A 14,503-nucleotide genomic window follows, 5' to 3' on the forward strand; every position below is an offset into this window, starting at 1 on the left:
GGGCCTCCCACGTGCGCAGCGACAGCGCGACCGCCGACACGATGAGCAGCACGCCGAGCACCTGCGGCTTGGTGGCCGCGTGCAGACGGGTCGGCACGTCGCGCCAGCGCAGCAGGCCGATCGTCGCGGTCAGGCACAGCACCGCGCCGATGAGCACGAGCACGAGCGCGACGGTGTCGAGAACGGAGTCGAGGGTCATCTCGGGTTCTCCTTGCGCGCGACGAAACGGGCGACCGCGATCGAGCCGAACACGCCGACCGCGGCGATGATGAGCATCGCGGGCAGCGACTGGGTGTGCTTGTTGATCACCATGTCGGCACCCAGGATGCAGAGCACCTCGGTGAGCAGCACGTCGGCGGCCACGGCGCGGTCGAGGATCGACGGGCCGATCACGAGGCGGATCAGCGCCAGCACCGCGGCGGCGGCGAAGACGGCGAGGATGACGACGACGAGCGGGTTCACAGCAGGGTTCTCCCGTCGCGCGGGGTCTCGGCTCCGTGCCGGGCATCGGCATCGGACTCGGCGATCTTGGCCCGCAGCTCCTGCAGCTCTTCCTTCGAGCCGACGGCCCGCGTGATGCGGGCTTCCCAGCCGAGCACGACGCGGCGCTGATGCTCGGCATCCGCATCGCTTCGCACGCCGATGGTGTGCAGGAACAGGGTGCGGTTCTCGCGGTCGACGTCGACGATGAGCGAGCCGGGAATGAGGGATGCCGTGACGGCGGTGTGCGCCATGATCACGTCGTCGTCGACACGCAGAGGCACCGCGATGATCGCGGCCCCCGGCTGCCGCCGGAGATCGACGACCTGCCACGCCACGATGAGCGAGCCGCGGATGACCGCGCCGAGGAAGGTGACGACGAAGACGAGCCCGTACCAGAGGTTGATGCGGCCGGACAGCTCGACCGGGGGCAGGCGGAACACCCGCGTGACGAAGATGGCCGCCACCAGACCGGTGAGGAACGCCAGCCAGGTGAACTGGCCCCACAGCAGCATCCACAGGGCGACCAGCCACACCAGGAACGGCAGCTGGTGCAGGAACAGCCCCACCTGGGAGCGGCGCGACGGGCTCATTGCTGACCCGCCTGTTCCCGCACCTGCACGAGACTCACGCCGTCGGTGATGGTGACGCCCGCCCGCAGGCACATGTCCAGCAGCGGGCCCGCGAACACCGTCAGCGCCAGGGTGACGGCCACCATGCCGACGGTCGCCGAGGTCATGATGCGCGGGATCGCGCGACGCTCGGTTGAGATCGTCGCGGCGGGGGCGTTGCCGAGGTAGGCGACGCGCTCCATCGTCTCGGGCGAATCCTCGTTCTCGCGCCAGAACGACAGGTTCCACGCGCGCATCAGGGCGTAGAGCGTCAGGATCGACGTCGCGATCCCGCCCACGATCAGCACCATCATCACCGGCGTCCCCACCTGGGCCGCCGCGTCGAAGAGCGCGTACTTGCCGATGAAGCCCGAGAAGGGCGGCAGACCGCCGAGGTTGATGGCCGGGATGAAGTACAGCACCGCCAGAAGGGGCGCGGCCCGCATGAGGCCCTTCACCTTGAGGATCGAGGTGCTGCCCGCGCGGCGCTCGATGAGGCCCACCGCGAGGAACAGCGTGGTCTGCACGATGATGTGGTGGACGATGTAGTAGATTGTCGCCCCCACCGCCAGCGGCGTGTTGATGGCCAGGCCGAAGATCATGTAGCCGATGTGGCTCACGAGCGTGAACGACAGGATGCGTTTGAGCTCGGCCTGCGCGACGGCGCCCAGGATGCCGACGATCATCGTCGACAGCGCCACCATCATCAGCAGGAAGTTGAGGTCGTTGTCGACGAACAGCTGGGTCTCGGTGCGGATGATCGCGTAGACGCCCACCTTGGTCAGCAGCCCGGCGAACACCGCGGTCACCGGCGCCGGAGCCGTGGGGTACGAGTCGGGCAGCCAGAACGAGAGCGGGAAGACGGCCGCCTTGATGGCGAACGCGAGAAGCAGCATGAGATGCAGGACCGTCTGGGTGTCCTGCGGCAGCAGCGCCATGCGCTCGCTGATCTGCACCATGTTGACCGTGCCGAGCGCGCCGTAGACCATCGCGATCGCGGCGAGGAAGAGGATCGACGACACCAGCGAGACGACGATGTAGACGACCCCCGTGCGGATACGCGACTCGGTTCCGCCCAGGGTGATGAGCACGTACGAGGCGACGAGCAGGATCTCGAAGCCCACGTAGAGGTTGAACAGGTCGCCCGCGATGAAGGCGTTGAAGATACCCGCGCCGAGGATGAGGTAGGCCGGGTAGAAGATCGAGACCGGGGTGTCCTCGTCGTTGTCGGCGGCTCCCTGGCCGATCGAGAACAGCAGCACGGCGAGCAGCACGATGCTGGTGACCACCACCAGCAGCGCGGCGAGCACGTCGACGTACAGCACGATGCCGAACGGGATGTCCCACGCGGCGATGGCCACGGCGAGGGGGCCGTTCGTGTCGACCTCGACGAGCAGCACGGCGCCCAGCACGAGCACGGCCGCGAGAGAGGCCACCGACACGACGATCTGCGTCTTCTTGCGACGGCCGAACACGAGGTTGATCGCGGCGCCGATGAGCGGGATGCCGACGAGCAGGGGAACGAGGGCGCTCACGCGCGATCACCATCCTGGGGGTCGCGGGAGTCGGGGGTGGGAGCGTCGTCGTCGTCGCGCTGCACGGCGACGCGGTCGACCGGTGCGTCGTCGACGAGCTGCGACAGGTCGCCCTGGTGCAGCACCCGGATGGGCGAGGCCACGTCGCCCACGAAGTCGGTGGTGACGTCGTCGTCGTCGGAACGCGACTCTTCGTCCATGGCGTCTTCGGGCTCGGTCGCCGTGCGCGTACGAAGAGCGACGTCGTCGGCGTCGTCGATGACCGTGTCGGCCTGACCCAGCTGCCAGGACCGGTAGATCAACGCGAGCAGGAACGCCGAGATGCCGAACGTGATGACGATGGCCGTCAGCGTCAGGGCCTGCGGCAGCGCGTCGGACATGTCGGCGGGGTCGGTCTGCCCGTCGTAGAACGGCGCTCTGCCCGGAGCGCCCATGACGATGAGCAGCAGCAGATTGGCGGCGTTGCCCAGCAGCAGGAAGCCGATGAGCACGCGGGTCAGGCTGCGCTCGAGCATCGCGTACACGCCGCACGCGAAGAGCACGGCCATCACGATGACGAGGACGAGAGAGATGGTCACGGGCCCACCACCTCCGCGTCTTCGGGATGCAGCGACTGCCTGTCGACTTCGGCGCCGAGGCTGCGCAGCACGTCGAGCACCAGGCCGATGACGACGAGGTAGACGCCCACGTCGAAGATCGTGCTGGTGACGAACTCCCAGTGACCGATGAGCGGCAGCTCGCCCTCGAACGTGAAGCTCTGCAGAGGCGCGAAACCGAAGGCCATCGGCACCAGCGCGCACAGCACGGCGATCGCCATGCCCGCGCCCAGCAGCCGGCCGGCGTCGGTGGGGGCGGCGGCGCCGAGCTCCCATCGCCCACCGGCGATGTAGCGCATGACCAGACCCATGCCGGCGACCAGACCGCCGGCGAAGCCGCCGCCGGGGAGGTTGTGCCCGGCGAACAGCAGGTACAGCGACACGATCATGATCGAGTGGAAGAGCACCCGGATGATGATCTCGAGCAGGATCGACCGGTTCTCGGGCTGCACCTTCGAGCCCGAGATGAGCCAGGCCCGCGGAGCATCGGTCTCGCCCACGCGCTGGGCCCGCACTCCGCTGTCGGTCTCGACGAGCGGGCGACGGCGACCGAGACCCGTGCGACTGCGGGCCGTGCCCGAGCGCCGCGACAGGTTGTCGCTGCGGTCGGTGATGAAGACGAGCGATGCCACGCCCGTGGCCGCGAGCACGAGCACCGAGAGCTCGCCCATGGTGTCCCACCCGCGCAGGTCGACCAGCGCGACGTTGACGACGTTGCGGCCGTGGCCGATCTCGTACGCCAGGGCCGGCCACTCGAGCGAGATGGGAAGGTCTTGCCGCGCGCCGGTCGCCACGACGGCGACCAGCGCCATGGTGAGACCCACGCCGGCGCCGAGCACGGCGCGCGCAAGGGGGGCGACCGATTCGTTCTGCTCGCCCATGCGAGCCGGCAGACGCCGCAGCACGAGGGCGAACACGACCAGGGTCACCGTCTCGATGAGCACCTGCGTGAGGGCGAGGTCGGGGGCGCCGCTGGTGGCGAAGAGCACGACCATGCCGAGGCCGGTGACCGACACGAGCGCGACGCCGGTGTAGCGCTTGCGCGCCCGCACGGCGAGGATGCCCGCGGCGATCATGATCGGCGCCGAGATCAGCTGCGCCGGCGACTGCCACGCGTCGAGCTGCGCGCGCCACTCGCTCGAGGCGAGCAACGCGGTGCCCTCGGCCACCACGAGAACGACGAAGATCGTGCCCACGTAGAACGGCAGCGAGCCGCGCTGGAAGCGCGCGGTGACCCACTCCGACGTGTGGTCGATGCCGCGCAGGGTGGCGTTGTAGACGTCGTTCGCCGTGAACGGCAGCACGCGGCGGCGCTTGTGCAGCTGCGTCTTGCGCACGACCCAGAACACCCCGGCGCCGAGCGCGAGCGTGCCCAGCGAGATGAAGAGCGCCGGCTCCAGACCGTGCCAGAGCGCGAGGTGGTACGGGTACTCGGGCGCGGGAACGCCGGCCGTCGCCTCGGGCAGCTCGTCGGCGTAGGGCGCGAGCCAGTGGTCGACGATCGGCGCCAGGAAACCGAGCGCGAGCGAGGCCGCCGACAGCAGCACCGGGGCCGAGAGGAAGCCGATGGGCGGGTCGGGCCACTCGGTCTTCTCGACGTCGCGCTTGGTCCAGTACGCACCCCAGAGGAACCGGATGCCGTACGCCGCCGTCAGAGCGGAACCCAACACGATGCCGATCAGGGCGACGAGACCCCATCCGGCGCCGCCCTCGGCCTCGTGCAGCAGGGCGGTGAGAGCAGTCTCTTTCGCGACGAAGCCCAACGTGGGGATGACGCCGGCCATCGACGCGATCGCGATGAACGAGGCCGTGGCCATGACCGGGGCCTGGCGTCCGACACCCGAGAGCTCGCCGATGTCACGCGTGGAGAGCTGACGGTCGATGACGCCGACCACGAGGAACAGGCACGACTTGAACAGAGCGTGGCTGAGCAGCAGAGCGACGCCCGCGAGGGCGGCATCGCGCGTTCCATAGCCCAGCATGACGGTGAGGAAGCCGAGCTGGCTGACCGTACCGAAGGCCAGGATGCGCTTCAGGTCGCGTTCGCGCAGCGCCTGGAAACCGCCCAGCAGCATGGTGAAGACACCGAGGGTGATCAGCGTCGGGCGCCAGAACGGGGTGTCGGCGAAGCCGGGGGCGAGCCGCGCGATGAGGTAGATGCCGGCCTTCACCATGGCGGCGGCGTGGAGGTAGGCGCTCACCGGGGTGGGAGCGGCCATGGCGCCGGGCAGCCAGAAGTGGAAGGGGAAGATGGCCGATTTGCTCAGCGCGCCCACGAGCAGCAGCAGCACGGCGATGTCGACGACCGTCCCCACGGGGGGATCGGCGAGGATCGCCGACAGGCTCGAGGTGCCCGCCTGCACCACCAGCAGCACCACGCCGATCAGCATGACCAAGCCGCCGAGGGTCGTCACGAGCAGGGCCTGGAGGGCGGCACGGCGACTCGCCGCACGACCGTGGTAGTAGCCGATGAGCAGGTACGACAGCACGCTCGTGGCTTCCCACAGCATGACGAGCACGACGATGTCGTCGGTGAGCACGAGGCCGTACATCGCGCCGGCGAAGGCCAGCAGCACGGCCGAGAACTGCCCGACGCCCTGCGTCTTGCCGCGAAAGTACCAGCGGCAGTAGAGCATGACGAGCGCGCCGACGCCCGTGACGACGAGGGTGAGCAGCCAGCCCAGCACATCCATGCGCATCGAGAGCGAGACGCCCAGCGCGGGAATCCACTGGTATTCCTCAAACGGAATGTCTCCGCCGAAGACCGACGCGGCCTGCACGATGGCGAAGCCGAAGGCGAGTGCCGGAAGCACCGCCGCGACGTAGAACGCCCGAGCTCCGATGCGTGAGACGAGCCACGGGAGCAGGAGCGGGAGAGCCGCGAAGGCGCCGAGGAATATCAGCATGGTCGGGCCTCCTCGGGTGTCGACGGGTGGAGTGCCCGGGCTCTCGGGGTGTCGTGACTATTCTATGCGGAGCATGAGACGCGCCGCTGCCCGCGACCTCATGTGGTACGCGGCGGCGCGGTCGTCGTGCCCTCGCGGAACGTGCACGACAACCGCAGACCCGAGGGCACGGCATCCTCGAGCATCGCGGCGACGGCCTCGCCGGCCGCGCGGCCCTTGGCGGTGGCCGGCTGCACCAGCGTCGTGAGGACGTGCGGCGCCAGGCCGTCGACGACGACGCCGTCGAACCCCGTCACGCTGACGTCGTCGGGAACCCGAAGGCCCGCCTCTTCGGCGGCGCGGATGACCCCGGCCGCCAGCAGGTCGCTCTGCGCGATCACCGCGGTGGGGCGCTTGGCGGGGTCGGCGAAAAGCGTGCGTCCGGCGATCGCGCCCTCGTCGATCGAGCTGGTGGCCGCGGCCAGCGCGGGCGCGTCGGGGAACACGCGACGGGCCCCGGCCAGTCGATCGGCGGTGACGTCGACGCGCACGACCTCGTCGGACGCGATCCAGCCCCGCCGCCGCGACGTGTCGATCGGCAGGGTGACGAGAACGACGTCGCGGTGCCCGAGGTCGGCCAGGTGTTCGGCGGCGGCGGACTGCGCCTCGGTGTTGTCGAGCAGCACGCGCGGGATCCCCTCGCCGGCGTCGCCCTCGACGACGACGACCGGGATGCCGCGTCCGCGGACGATCTCGAGCGAGTCGCGCATGCGGGGGCTGCACCCGATCAGCACGGCGGCGTCGATGGGCGCGGTGTGCAGCGACGGCTCGCTCACCGTCTCACCGTCGTCGCGCAGCAGCAGCAAGGCCGCGCCCAGGCGCGAGACCCCGTCGGCGAGGCCGTCCATCATGTGCGTCGTCACCGGGTCGAGGAAGGCGGTTCCGAGGTGCTGGTCGAAGACGACGCCGACGATGCCCGACCGTCCGCGCCGCAGAGAGGCCGCGCGCGGGTCGGGCCCGGTGTAGCCGAGACTCTGCGCCGCGGCGAGCACGCGTGCCCGGGTGGCCTCCGAGGTGGGGGTCTTGCCACTGAAGACCACCGAGGCGGTCGACGGCGAGACGCCCGCCTCGCGGGCGACGTCGCTGATGGTGGCGCGTCGGGTGCTCACGGGCCGATCGTAACCCGCGACACGCGCGCTTCCGAATCGATTCGATCGACGTCGAATCGATTCGGTACAGTGGCGCCATGCATTCCACGCTGACCCGGTCCCAACTCGTGCGTTGGCACGTCGCGATCTGCGCCATCTTCCTCGCGAGCGGACTCAGCATCTCGACCTGGGCCTCGCGCGTGCCGGCGATCCGCGAGTCCCTCGGCATCGAGAACTCCGGCGTCGGGCTCCTGCTGCTCGGCATGGGCGTGGCATCCATCATCGGACTCTCCATCGCCCCCGCCGTCATGGCCCGCATCGGCGCCCGCACGGGAATGCTCGTCGCGCTGGTGCTCGTGGGCGTGGGCCTGGCCATCATCGGCTTCGGCACCGACTCCCTGCAGCTCTTCGCCGTCGCGCTCGTGGGCCTCGCCCTGTTCGGGTTCGGCAACGGCGCCGTCGACGTGATGATGAACGTCGAGGGCGCCGCCCTCGAAAAGGCCACGGGCCGCACGATCATGCCCCTGCTGCACGCCTTCTTCAGCTTCGGAACGGTGATCGGCGCCGCCCTCGGCTTCGTCGCCGTGCGCTTCGACATCCCGGTCGTCGCGCACTGCGTGGCCATGGGCGTGGTCATCGTCGTGGTGGCGTTCGTCTCGGTCGCCAACGTCCCCCGCGCCGAGGCCGCGATGGACGCCCCCGTCGCCGAGGAGCGCGCTCACTGGCGCGAGCGCCTCGCGGTCTCGCTGCAGGCCTGGCGCGAGCCGCGCACCTACACGCTCGGCGTCATCATGCTGGGCATGGCGTTCGCCGAGGGCAGCGCGAACGACTGGCTCCCCTCGGCCGTCGTGTACGGTCACGGAGCACCCGAAGAGGCCGGCCCCGCCGTGCTCGCGGTGTTCTCGGTCGCGATGACCGTCGGACGCATCGCGGGCGGACCGGTGGTCGATCGTCTCGGTCGCGTGCTGGTGCTGCGGGTGCTGGCGGCCACCGCGGCCGCGGGCCTGCTGCTGTTCATCCTCGCGCCGTTCGGCCCGTGGGTGTTCGTGGGCGCGGCACTGTGGGGTCTCGGTGCCTCCCTCGGCTTCCCGATCGGCATGTCGGCCGCCGCCGACGACCCCGCCAAGGCCGCCTCGCGCGTGGCCGCCGCGGCGACCATCGGGTACGTCGCATTCCTCTGCGGTCCCCCGATCCTCGGGTGGATCGGCGACCACATCGGGCTGCTCAACACGCTGCTCATCGTGGTCGGCCTGATCGTGGCATCCGGTCTCTTCTCGGGCGCGGCCAAGCCGCTCGTCGTCGCGAAGGCCGAAGCAGAAGAAGCGCGCCGCTGACGGGCTCCGGCAGACGTGCTCCACCCCGGGCGGGAGGAATCGGGAGGGACAACGGCGGCGGCGTCGAGACCGATCCGCGCATCCGGATAGTCTGAGCGCCGGAGCGTCGGGCGACCTCGGAACCACCGGGACGCGTTGACGTGGGGAAGGAACGGCAACCGATGGAGTTCTTCTCGTTCGATCTCGGCGGCATCTTCGTCGCCGTGGTTCTGGCGCCCATCGCGTGGTCGATCAAGAACTGGGTGCAACGGGCATCGCAGCAGCGACAGGCCGAATTCGAGCAGTCCCAGCGCGACAGCGAGGCCCGCCGCCTCGAGACGCAGGAACGCCTGACCCTGGCCAATGAGAGACAGCGCGAAGTACTGGAGCTCCAAGAGGCCTTCGACATCCACGAATCCCTCACGACGCGGGAGGTGTTCGAGGCGATGAGCCGCGCTGAGCGAGAACCCGCCTCGCGCGAGTATCTGACGCAACTGCATCGTCGCGCCTCGCATCGATACGAGCAGTTCGACGAGCGCTGGCCGCTCCCGCCCGACGTGCAGGAACTCGTGCGCGCCGCCGTCGCCGACATCGCCCGTCGCATCCCCGCGGAGGCCGCCGAGGCACAAGCGCTCTTCGAGCAGAAAGTCGAGCGCAAGACGCTGGCGGGCGACCGCAGTACGTTCCGCGTCGACGGGCATGTCCTCAGCAAGCACCACACGCTGCATGCCATCGCCGTCCGGTTCGCCCGGGAGCACGGCATCCACACCGTCGACGACTTCACCCGGGAGTGGGGCGCCGTCGTCACCCGCGTGATCGGCACGTCTCTCACGCCCAGCGTGTTCACCGGCCGAAAGCTCCTGACGGATCCGCGCGTCGGCAGCGAGTCCTATCTGCGACGCTACGCACCCCGGGACCGCAAGACATTGGCCGACCTGGGCGGGCTCGAATTGGACGGCACCTCGTACTTGTTGGCGTGGGAGAGCGGTGTGACTCCGGCGCCCGCCGACATCGGCAGGGTTGTGCACCTGCCCTTGATCGAGGAGTTCGCCTCGAACCCGAAATGGCACGTCACCGAGGGTCCGCGCCACGAGCGCGATTAGGCTCGACGGGTGCGTCTCGTCATCGCCCGTTGCTCCGTCGATTACACCGGCCGACTCAACGCGCATCTCCCCCTCGCCACCCGCCTGCTCGTGCACAAGGGCGACGGCAGCCTGCTCGTGCACTCCGACGGCGGCTCGTACAAGCCGCTCAACTGGATGAGCCCGCCGTGCAGTCTCACGCTCGAGCAGCCCGATGAGGCCGACGTCGAAGACGGCGTGATCGAGCGGTGGCGTGTCACCCACGCCAAGACGGGCGATGCGCTGCTGGTGCGCATCCACGAGGTCGTCCACGATTCCTCGCACGAGCTCGGCGTCGACCCCGGCCTCATCAAGGACGGCGTCGAAGCCGACCTGCAACGTCTGCTGGCCGAGCAGGTCTCGGTCGTCGGCGAGGGCCTGCGACTCGTGCGTCGCGAGTACCCCACGGCGATCGGTCCGGTCGACCTGCTGCTGCGCGACGACGCCGGCGGCACCGTCGCGATCGAGGTCAAGCGCCGCGGCGACATCGACGGTGTCGAACAGCTCACGCGCTACCTCGAGCTGCTCAACCGCGACCCCCTGCTCGCTCCGGTCACCGGCATCTTCGCGGCCCAAGAGATCAAGCCCCAGGCCCGCGTGCTCGCCACCGACCGCGGCATCCGCTGCCTCACCCTCGACTACGACGAGATGAAGGGCGTGCAGTCGGGGGCGCCGCGCCTGTTCTGACGCACTCCACGCGTGGGCAGCGAGCCGGGCCGATGCCGCGCCGGTAGCGTGGGAGCATGCCCGTACGCTCCCCCTTCTCGTGTGTCCTGTGGGACGTCGACGGCACTCTCGTCGACGCGTCCGAGGGGATCCTCCGTCGCCTGACGATCACCCTCGAGCATTTCGGACGCACTCCGCCGACGCGGGGAGAACTGTCGCACTGGATCGGGCCGCCCATGTTCGAGTCCTTCCAGGTGAACGTCGGGATGACGCCCGAGCAGGCCACCGAGGCCGTCACGTTCTATCGCGGCCTCAATCGCAGCGAGGGCTACACCGTCAGCGCGCGGCTGTATCCCGGCGTCGGTGAGATCGTGCACGACCTGCACGCCGCCGGTGTGCCGCAGTCGACGGCCAGCTCGAAGCCCGAGGTGCAGGTCGTGGCCCTGATGGACCACTTCGGTCTCGCCCCCGACCTCGAGGCCGTGGTCGGGGCGTCGCTCGACGAACGCACCCTGAGCACGAAGTCCGACATCGTCCGCGAGGCCCTGCGGCGACTGGAGGCGCAGGGTGTCGACGTCTCGCGCCCCGTGCTGATCGGCGATCGTCACCACGACGTCGAGGGCGGTCGGGATGCCGAGGTGCCCGTGATCTTCGTGCGCTGGGGGTTCAGCTGGCCGCACGAGTCCGAGGGCGCGCAGGCCGCCGTCGACGACGTCGACCAGTTGCGGGCCCTGCTGCTCGTCGACGACGCCCCCGCCGACCGTGACTGACGTCGCCTGGGCGATCCCCGCGGCGATCGCGCTCACCGGCGGTCTGCTCGTCGCGGCGATCGTCGTGCTGGTCGTTCGGGTGCGTCACCGCTCGCCACGCGCGCAGGCCGCGGCGGCCGAGGCCGTCACCGCCGCCGAGGCCGCCCTGCTCGACCTCGATGATGCGGTCAACTCCCTCGACATCGCGTTCGAAGCGGCCGACGCCCTGCCCGCGAGCGATGCCCCGGCAGATCTGCGTCGGGCGTACACCGCCGCCCAACGCGCTCGCGACCGCGGGTTCTCCGACGTCTCGTCGCTGCGACGGGGTGCCGTCGTCCCCGCGCGACGACGTGTCGAGGCCGAGCGGCTGCGCGCCGGGCTCGTGTCGCAGCTCGCCCGCGTCGAGGCGACGCGCACGCAGCTCGCCGCCTGGTCGACGGCGCATCGCACCCCGGCCGCACTCGTCGCAGCCGCACGTCGGCGCCGCGACGAGGCCGTCACCTCAGCGGGCGACCCGGCCCCGCTGCTCGCGGCACTGGGCGACCGCTTCGACGCCGACGATTGGCGCGACGCCGCCCTCTCGGCGCAGGCCGGCCATGCCGCGCTGATCGAGGCCGACGCCGAGATCGACCGCGCTGCGGCACGCGACGCCGATGTCGCAACCGTGATGATGCACCTGCACCGCTCGACCGACGCCACCCGCCGAGCCGGACGCCACCTGCGTGCCGTGGAGGATTCCCACCGCATCGCCCTGCAGGCCGCCGACAACGTCACCGCCGAGCTGGCCGCGGCCCGCGCCGAACTGGGCGCGGCGATCGAGCTCGCGACCGCCCGCGCCGACGCGTGCGCGCCCGGCGCGCAGGCGCGTCTGCTCTCCGCGGTCCGCGACCTCGACGACGCGGCCGCCCACGCTCCCCGTCGCCCGCGCACCGCCGTCGAAACCGTGGCGCGGGTGCGCGAGGTGCGCGACGACGCCCTCGGCGAGGCACCGAGCACCCGGCATCGGCTCGAGGTCGCCCGCACGGCCCTGCCCGGCACTCTCGCGTGCGCGCGTGCCGCCCTCGCCGCGGCCGACGCGCGCGAGGGCGTTCTGGCCATCGACGCCCGACTGCGCCTCGAGACCGCGCGTCGCGAGTTGGCAGCGGCCCGGGCGGCCACCGACGCGGTCGTCGCCCTGGCCAACGCGCGCGCCGCCTGGCACGCCGTCTCCTCGGCCGAGCTCTGAGCGAGAGGCCGAGAGCGGCCGTGCCCTATCTTTAGCGGCATGAGGGAGAACACCACGACCCGCCGCGTGAGCGCGGTCGCGCGCCGCATCCCGGCCACGCTCGCACTCGTCGGCATCCTGATCCTCGTCGGCGTCGCGGTGGGTGCACTGTGGCAGCCGTTCACCGCGTCTCCCCTGTTTTCGAGCGTGGCCTACGGCCTGCCGGCGCTCGAGGCGGGCCGCTGGTGGACGCCGCTCACCGGCTCGTTCTTCGTCGGCGCCCCCTGGGTCTACGCGCTCGTCGTTCCGGGTCTGGCCGGCATGGCGCTGCTGGAGTTCCGTCGGGGCAGTCGCGTGGCACTGGCCTACTTCGGCGCCGGGCAGCTCTTCTCCGTTCTCGCCGCGGCCGCGTTCCTGTGGGGCGCCGCCCTGCTCCCGTGGGCGTGGGCCCAGGAGCAGGCGATGGCCCTCGGTGTGGGACCCTCCGGCGGCATCGTCGCCTGCCTCGCGGCCGCCGTCGGGGTCCTGCCCTCGCCCTGGCGCCTGCGGGCCGGCACGACGCTGATCGCCGTCCTGTCGGTGACGTTCTTGTACTGGGGAACGTTGTCCGACCTGCAGCACGTGTTCGCCGCCGCACTGGTGCTGGGCGTCGACCGGTCCCTGCGCCCGCAACGCGTGAGTGTGCGAGAGCAGCGACTGGTCGCGTTCGCCCTGGTGTGTGCCCTCGGGGCGATGGAGATCATCGGCTACGTCGCTCCCATGACGGGCCCGTTCGGCTCGTCGGGCCCCGCCGACGGCTCGTGGCTCGACGTCGCCGTCAACACCGTGCTCGTGCTCGTCGTCGCCCTGGCTCTCCACCGCGGTCGGCGCTGGGCGTGGATCGTGCTCCTGGCCTATAGCGCCCTGAACCTCGTGCTCGTTCTGCTCACGCTGCTCCTCGCCGTGCTCGTGGGCGTGACCGAGCTCGAAACCGACCTGGGTGCCGACCTCACCAGCATCCTCGCCTCGTCGACGCTGTGGATCCTGGCGGCGGCGTATTTCGTGCTCGTGCGCGCCGCTTTCCGCGCCCGCCCGCGCGCGGCCCTCGGCGACGCGCCCGCCCCCGGGGTCGAAGACGTGAAGACCGAGCTGCGAGCCTCGGGCGGCGGGACCCTGTCGTGGATGACCACGTGGGAGGGGATGTCGTACGCGCGATTCGGCCGGGGGATCGTCGCGTACCAGCGGCGCTCGGGCGTGGCGCTTGCCTTGGCCGATCCGCTCGGTCCGGTCGAGACGCGCGCCGCCACCGTGCGGGCGTTCATCGAGAGCGCCGAGGCCGCCGGGCTCGCGCCGTGCTTCTTCGGCGCCGACGACGCGACGCGTGCGGCGGTGCCCTCGGACTGGCGCAGCATCGTGGTGGCCGACGACACCGTCGTCGACCTGCCGGGTCTGGCTTTCACCGGCAAGGCCTGGGGCGACGTGCGCACGTCGCTCAACCGCGCACAGCGCGAGGGGATGACGTTCCGTCTCTCGCGCCTCGCCGACGAGACCTGGGGCGTGCGTCAACAGCTGCGTGCCATCTCCGAGAGCTGGGTCGACGAGAAGGACCTGCCCGAGATGGGGTTCACGCTCGGCACCCTGCACGAGGCGGCCGACCCCGAGGTCCGCATCGCCCTCGCCGTCTCGCCGCACGGCGACGTCGACGGCTTCCTGTCGTGGCTGCCGATCTACGGCGATGGGGCGGTGCGCGGGTGGACGCTCGATCTCATGCGCCGACGCGACGGCGGGTTCGGGCCGGTGATGGAGTACCTGATCGGCTCGTCGGCGCAGCAGTTCTCCACGGAGGGGGCGGCCGTGATGTCGCTGTCCGGCGCGCCGCTGGCGCACGAGTACCCCGCCGACGCCGGGGCCATCGTCGACCTGCAGACGCGCATGGCGAGCATGCTGGAGCCCGTGTACGGGTTCGCCTCGCTGCACCGCTTCAAGCAGAAGTTCCACCCGCGGTACGAGACGCTCTCGCTCCTCTACCGCGACGAGGCCGACCTCGCGCGCATCGGTGCCGCTCTGACGCGGGCGTTCCTGCCGCACGCCACGATCCGGCAGTTCGCCTCCGCGGGCGTCGATCTGGTGCGCCACGAACAGTGAAGACCCCGGCCGCGCACGATCGTCGAGGGACGCGAGCGCGGCCGGGGCCGATCCGGGACGTACCCGAGAAG

At 70.8% G+C, this 14,503-nt stretch carries 13 protein-coding genes; 6 read left to right on the plus strand and 7 right to left on the minus strand.

Going from position 1 to position 14,503, the window contains the following annotated elements:
• The 7 genes from IFR11_RS13585 to IFR11_RS13615 all read right to left on the minus strand — a co-directional run.
• The coding region (locus IFR11_RS13585) for a cation:proton antiporter (RefSeq protein WP_191916521.1) at positions 1-199 on the minus strand (199 nt) is incomplete at its 3' end.
• On the minus strand, positions 196-462 hold the full coding sequence (locus tag IFR11_RS13590) for a monovalent cation/H+ antiporter complex subunit F (protein WP_055832242.1): 267 nt from the start codon (positions 460-462) through the stop codon (positions 196-198). The genes IFR11_RS13585 and IFR11_RS13590, both read right to left, overlap by 4 nt.
• On the minus strand, positions 459-1,073 hold the full coding sequence (locus IFR11_RS13595; RefSeq protein ID WP_055832244.1) for a Na+/H+ antiporter subunit E: 615 nt from the start codon (positions 1,071-1,073) through the stop codon (positions 459-461). Before IFR11_RS13595 ends, IFR11_RS13590 begins: the two co-directional genes overlap by 4 nt.
• Positions 1,070-2,626, minus strand: coding sequence for a Na+/H+ antiporter subunit D (locus tag IFR11_RS13600; protein WP_191916522.1), 1,557 nt, complete (start codon positions 2,624-2,626; stop codon positions 1,070-1,072). The genes IFR11_RS13595 and IFR11_RS13600 overlap by 4 nt, the downstream gene beginning before the upstream one ends.
• Positions 2,623-3,204 carry a Na(+)/H(+) antiporter subunit C gene (locus IFR11_RS13605; RefSeq protein WP_191916523.1) on the minus strand — a complete coding sequence of 194 codons (582 nt, stop codon included), beginning with the start codon at positions 3,202-3,204 and terminating at the stop codon, positions 2,623-2,625. The genes IFR11_RS13600 and IFR11_RS13605 overlap by 4 nt, the downstream gene beginning before the upstream one ends.
• Positions 3,201-6,128, minus strand: a complete 2,928-nt coding sequence (locus IFR11_RS13610) for a Na+/H+ antiporter subunit A (protein WP_191916524.1) — start codon at positions 6,126-6,128, stop codon at positions 3,201-3,203. Before IFR11_RS13610 ends, IFR11_RS13605 begins: the two co-directional genes overlap by 4 nt.
• A gap of 98 nt (positions 6,129-6,226) precedes the next feature.
• Entirely contained in the window at positions 6,227-7,276 is a 1,050-nt protein-coding gene (locus IFR11_RS13615) for a substrate-binding domain-containing protein (RefSeq protein WP_191916525.1), read from the minus strand.
• Positions 7,277-7,353: 77 nt separating this feature from the next.
• Here IFR11_RS13615 and IFR11_RS13620 point away from each other — a divergent pair, with 77 nt between their 5' ends.
• The 6 genes from IFR11_RS13620 to IFR11_RS13645 all read left to right on the plus strand — a co-directional run bounded on the left by IFR11_RS13620 (position 7,354) and on the right by IFR11_RS13645 (position 14,432).
• Positions 7,354-8,589, plus strand: coding sequence for an MFS transporter (locus IFR11_RS13620; RefSeq protein WP_191916526.1), 1,236 nt, complete (start codon positions 7,354-7,356; stop codon positions 8,587-8,589).
• Positions 8,590-8,750: 161 nt separating this feature from the next.
• Positions 8,751-9,671, plus strand: coding sequence for a hypothetical protein (locus IFR11_RS13625; RefSeq protein WP_191916527.1), 921 nt, complete (start codon positions 8,751-8,753; stop codon positions 9,669-9,671).
• Between the two features lie 9 nt (positions 9,672-9,680).
• On the plus strand, positions 9,681-10,376 hold the full coding sequence (gene nucS / locus IFR11_RS13630; RefSeq protein ID WP_055832263.1) for an endonuclease NucS: 696 nt from the start codon (positions 9,681-9,683) through the stop codon (positions 10,374-10,376).
• A 56-nt stretch (positions 10,377-10,432) separates the two neighbouring features.
• Positions 10,433-11,125, plus strand: a complete 693-nt coding sequence (locus tag IFR11_RS13635; protein ID WP_055832266.1) for an HAD hydrolase-like protein — start codon at positions 10,433-10,435, stop codon at positions 11,123-11,125.
• The gene (locus IFR11_RS13640; protein WP_191916528.1) at positions 11,118-12,329 is read left to right on the plus strand and encodes a hypothetical protein; all 1,212 of its coding nucleotides are present in this window, start codon (positions 11,118-11,120) and stop codon (positions 12,327-12,329) included. The genes IFR11_RS13635 and IFR11_RS13640 overlap by 8 nt, the downstream gene beginning before the upstream one ends.
• A gap of 39 nt (positions 12,330-12,368) precedes the next feature.
• A complete protein-coding gene (locus tag IFR11_RS13645; RefSeq protein ID WP_191916529.1) occupies positions 12,369-14,432 on the plus strand; it encodes a bifunctional lysylphosphatidylglycerol flippase/synthetase MprF in 2,064 nt (687 codons plus the stop codon).
• The last annotated feature ends 71 nt before the right edge of the window (positions 14,433-14,503 follow it).

Origin of the sequence: Microbacterium sp. CFBP 8801, from assembly GCF_014839455.1 — a bacterium.
Lineage (GTDB): Bacteria > Actinomycetota > Actinomycetes > Actinomycetales > Microbacteriaceae > Microbacterium.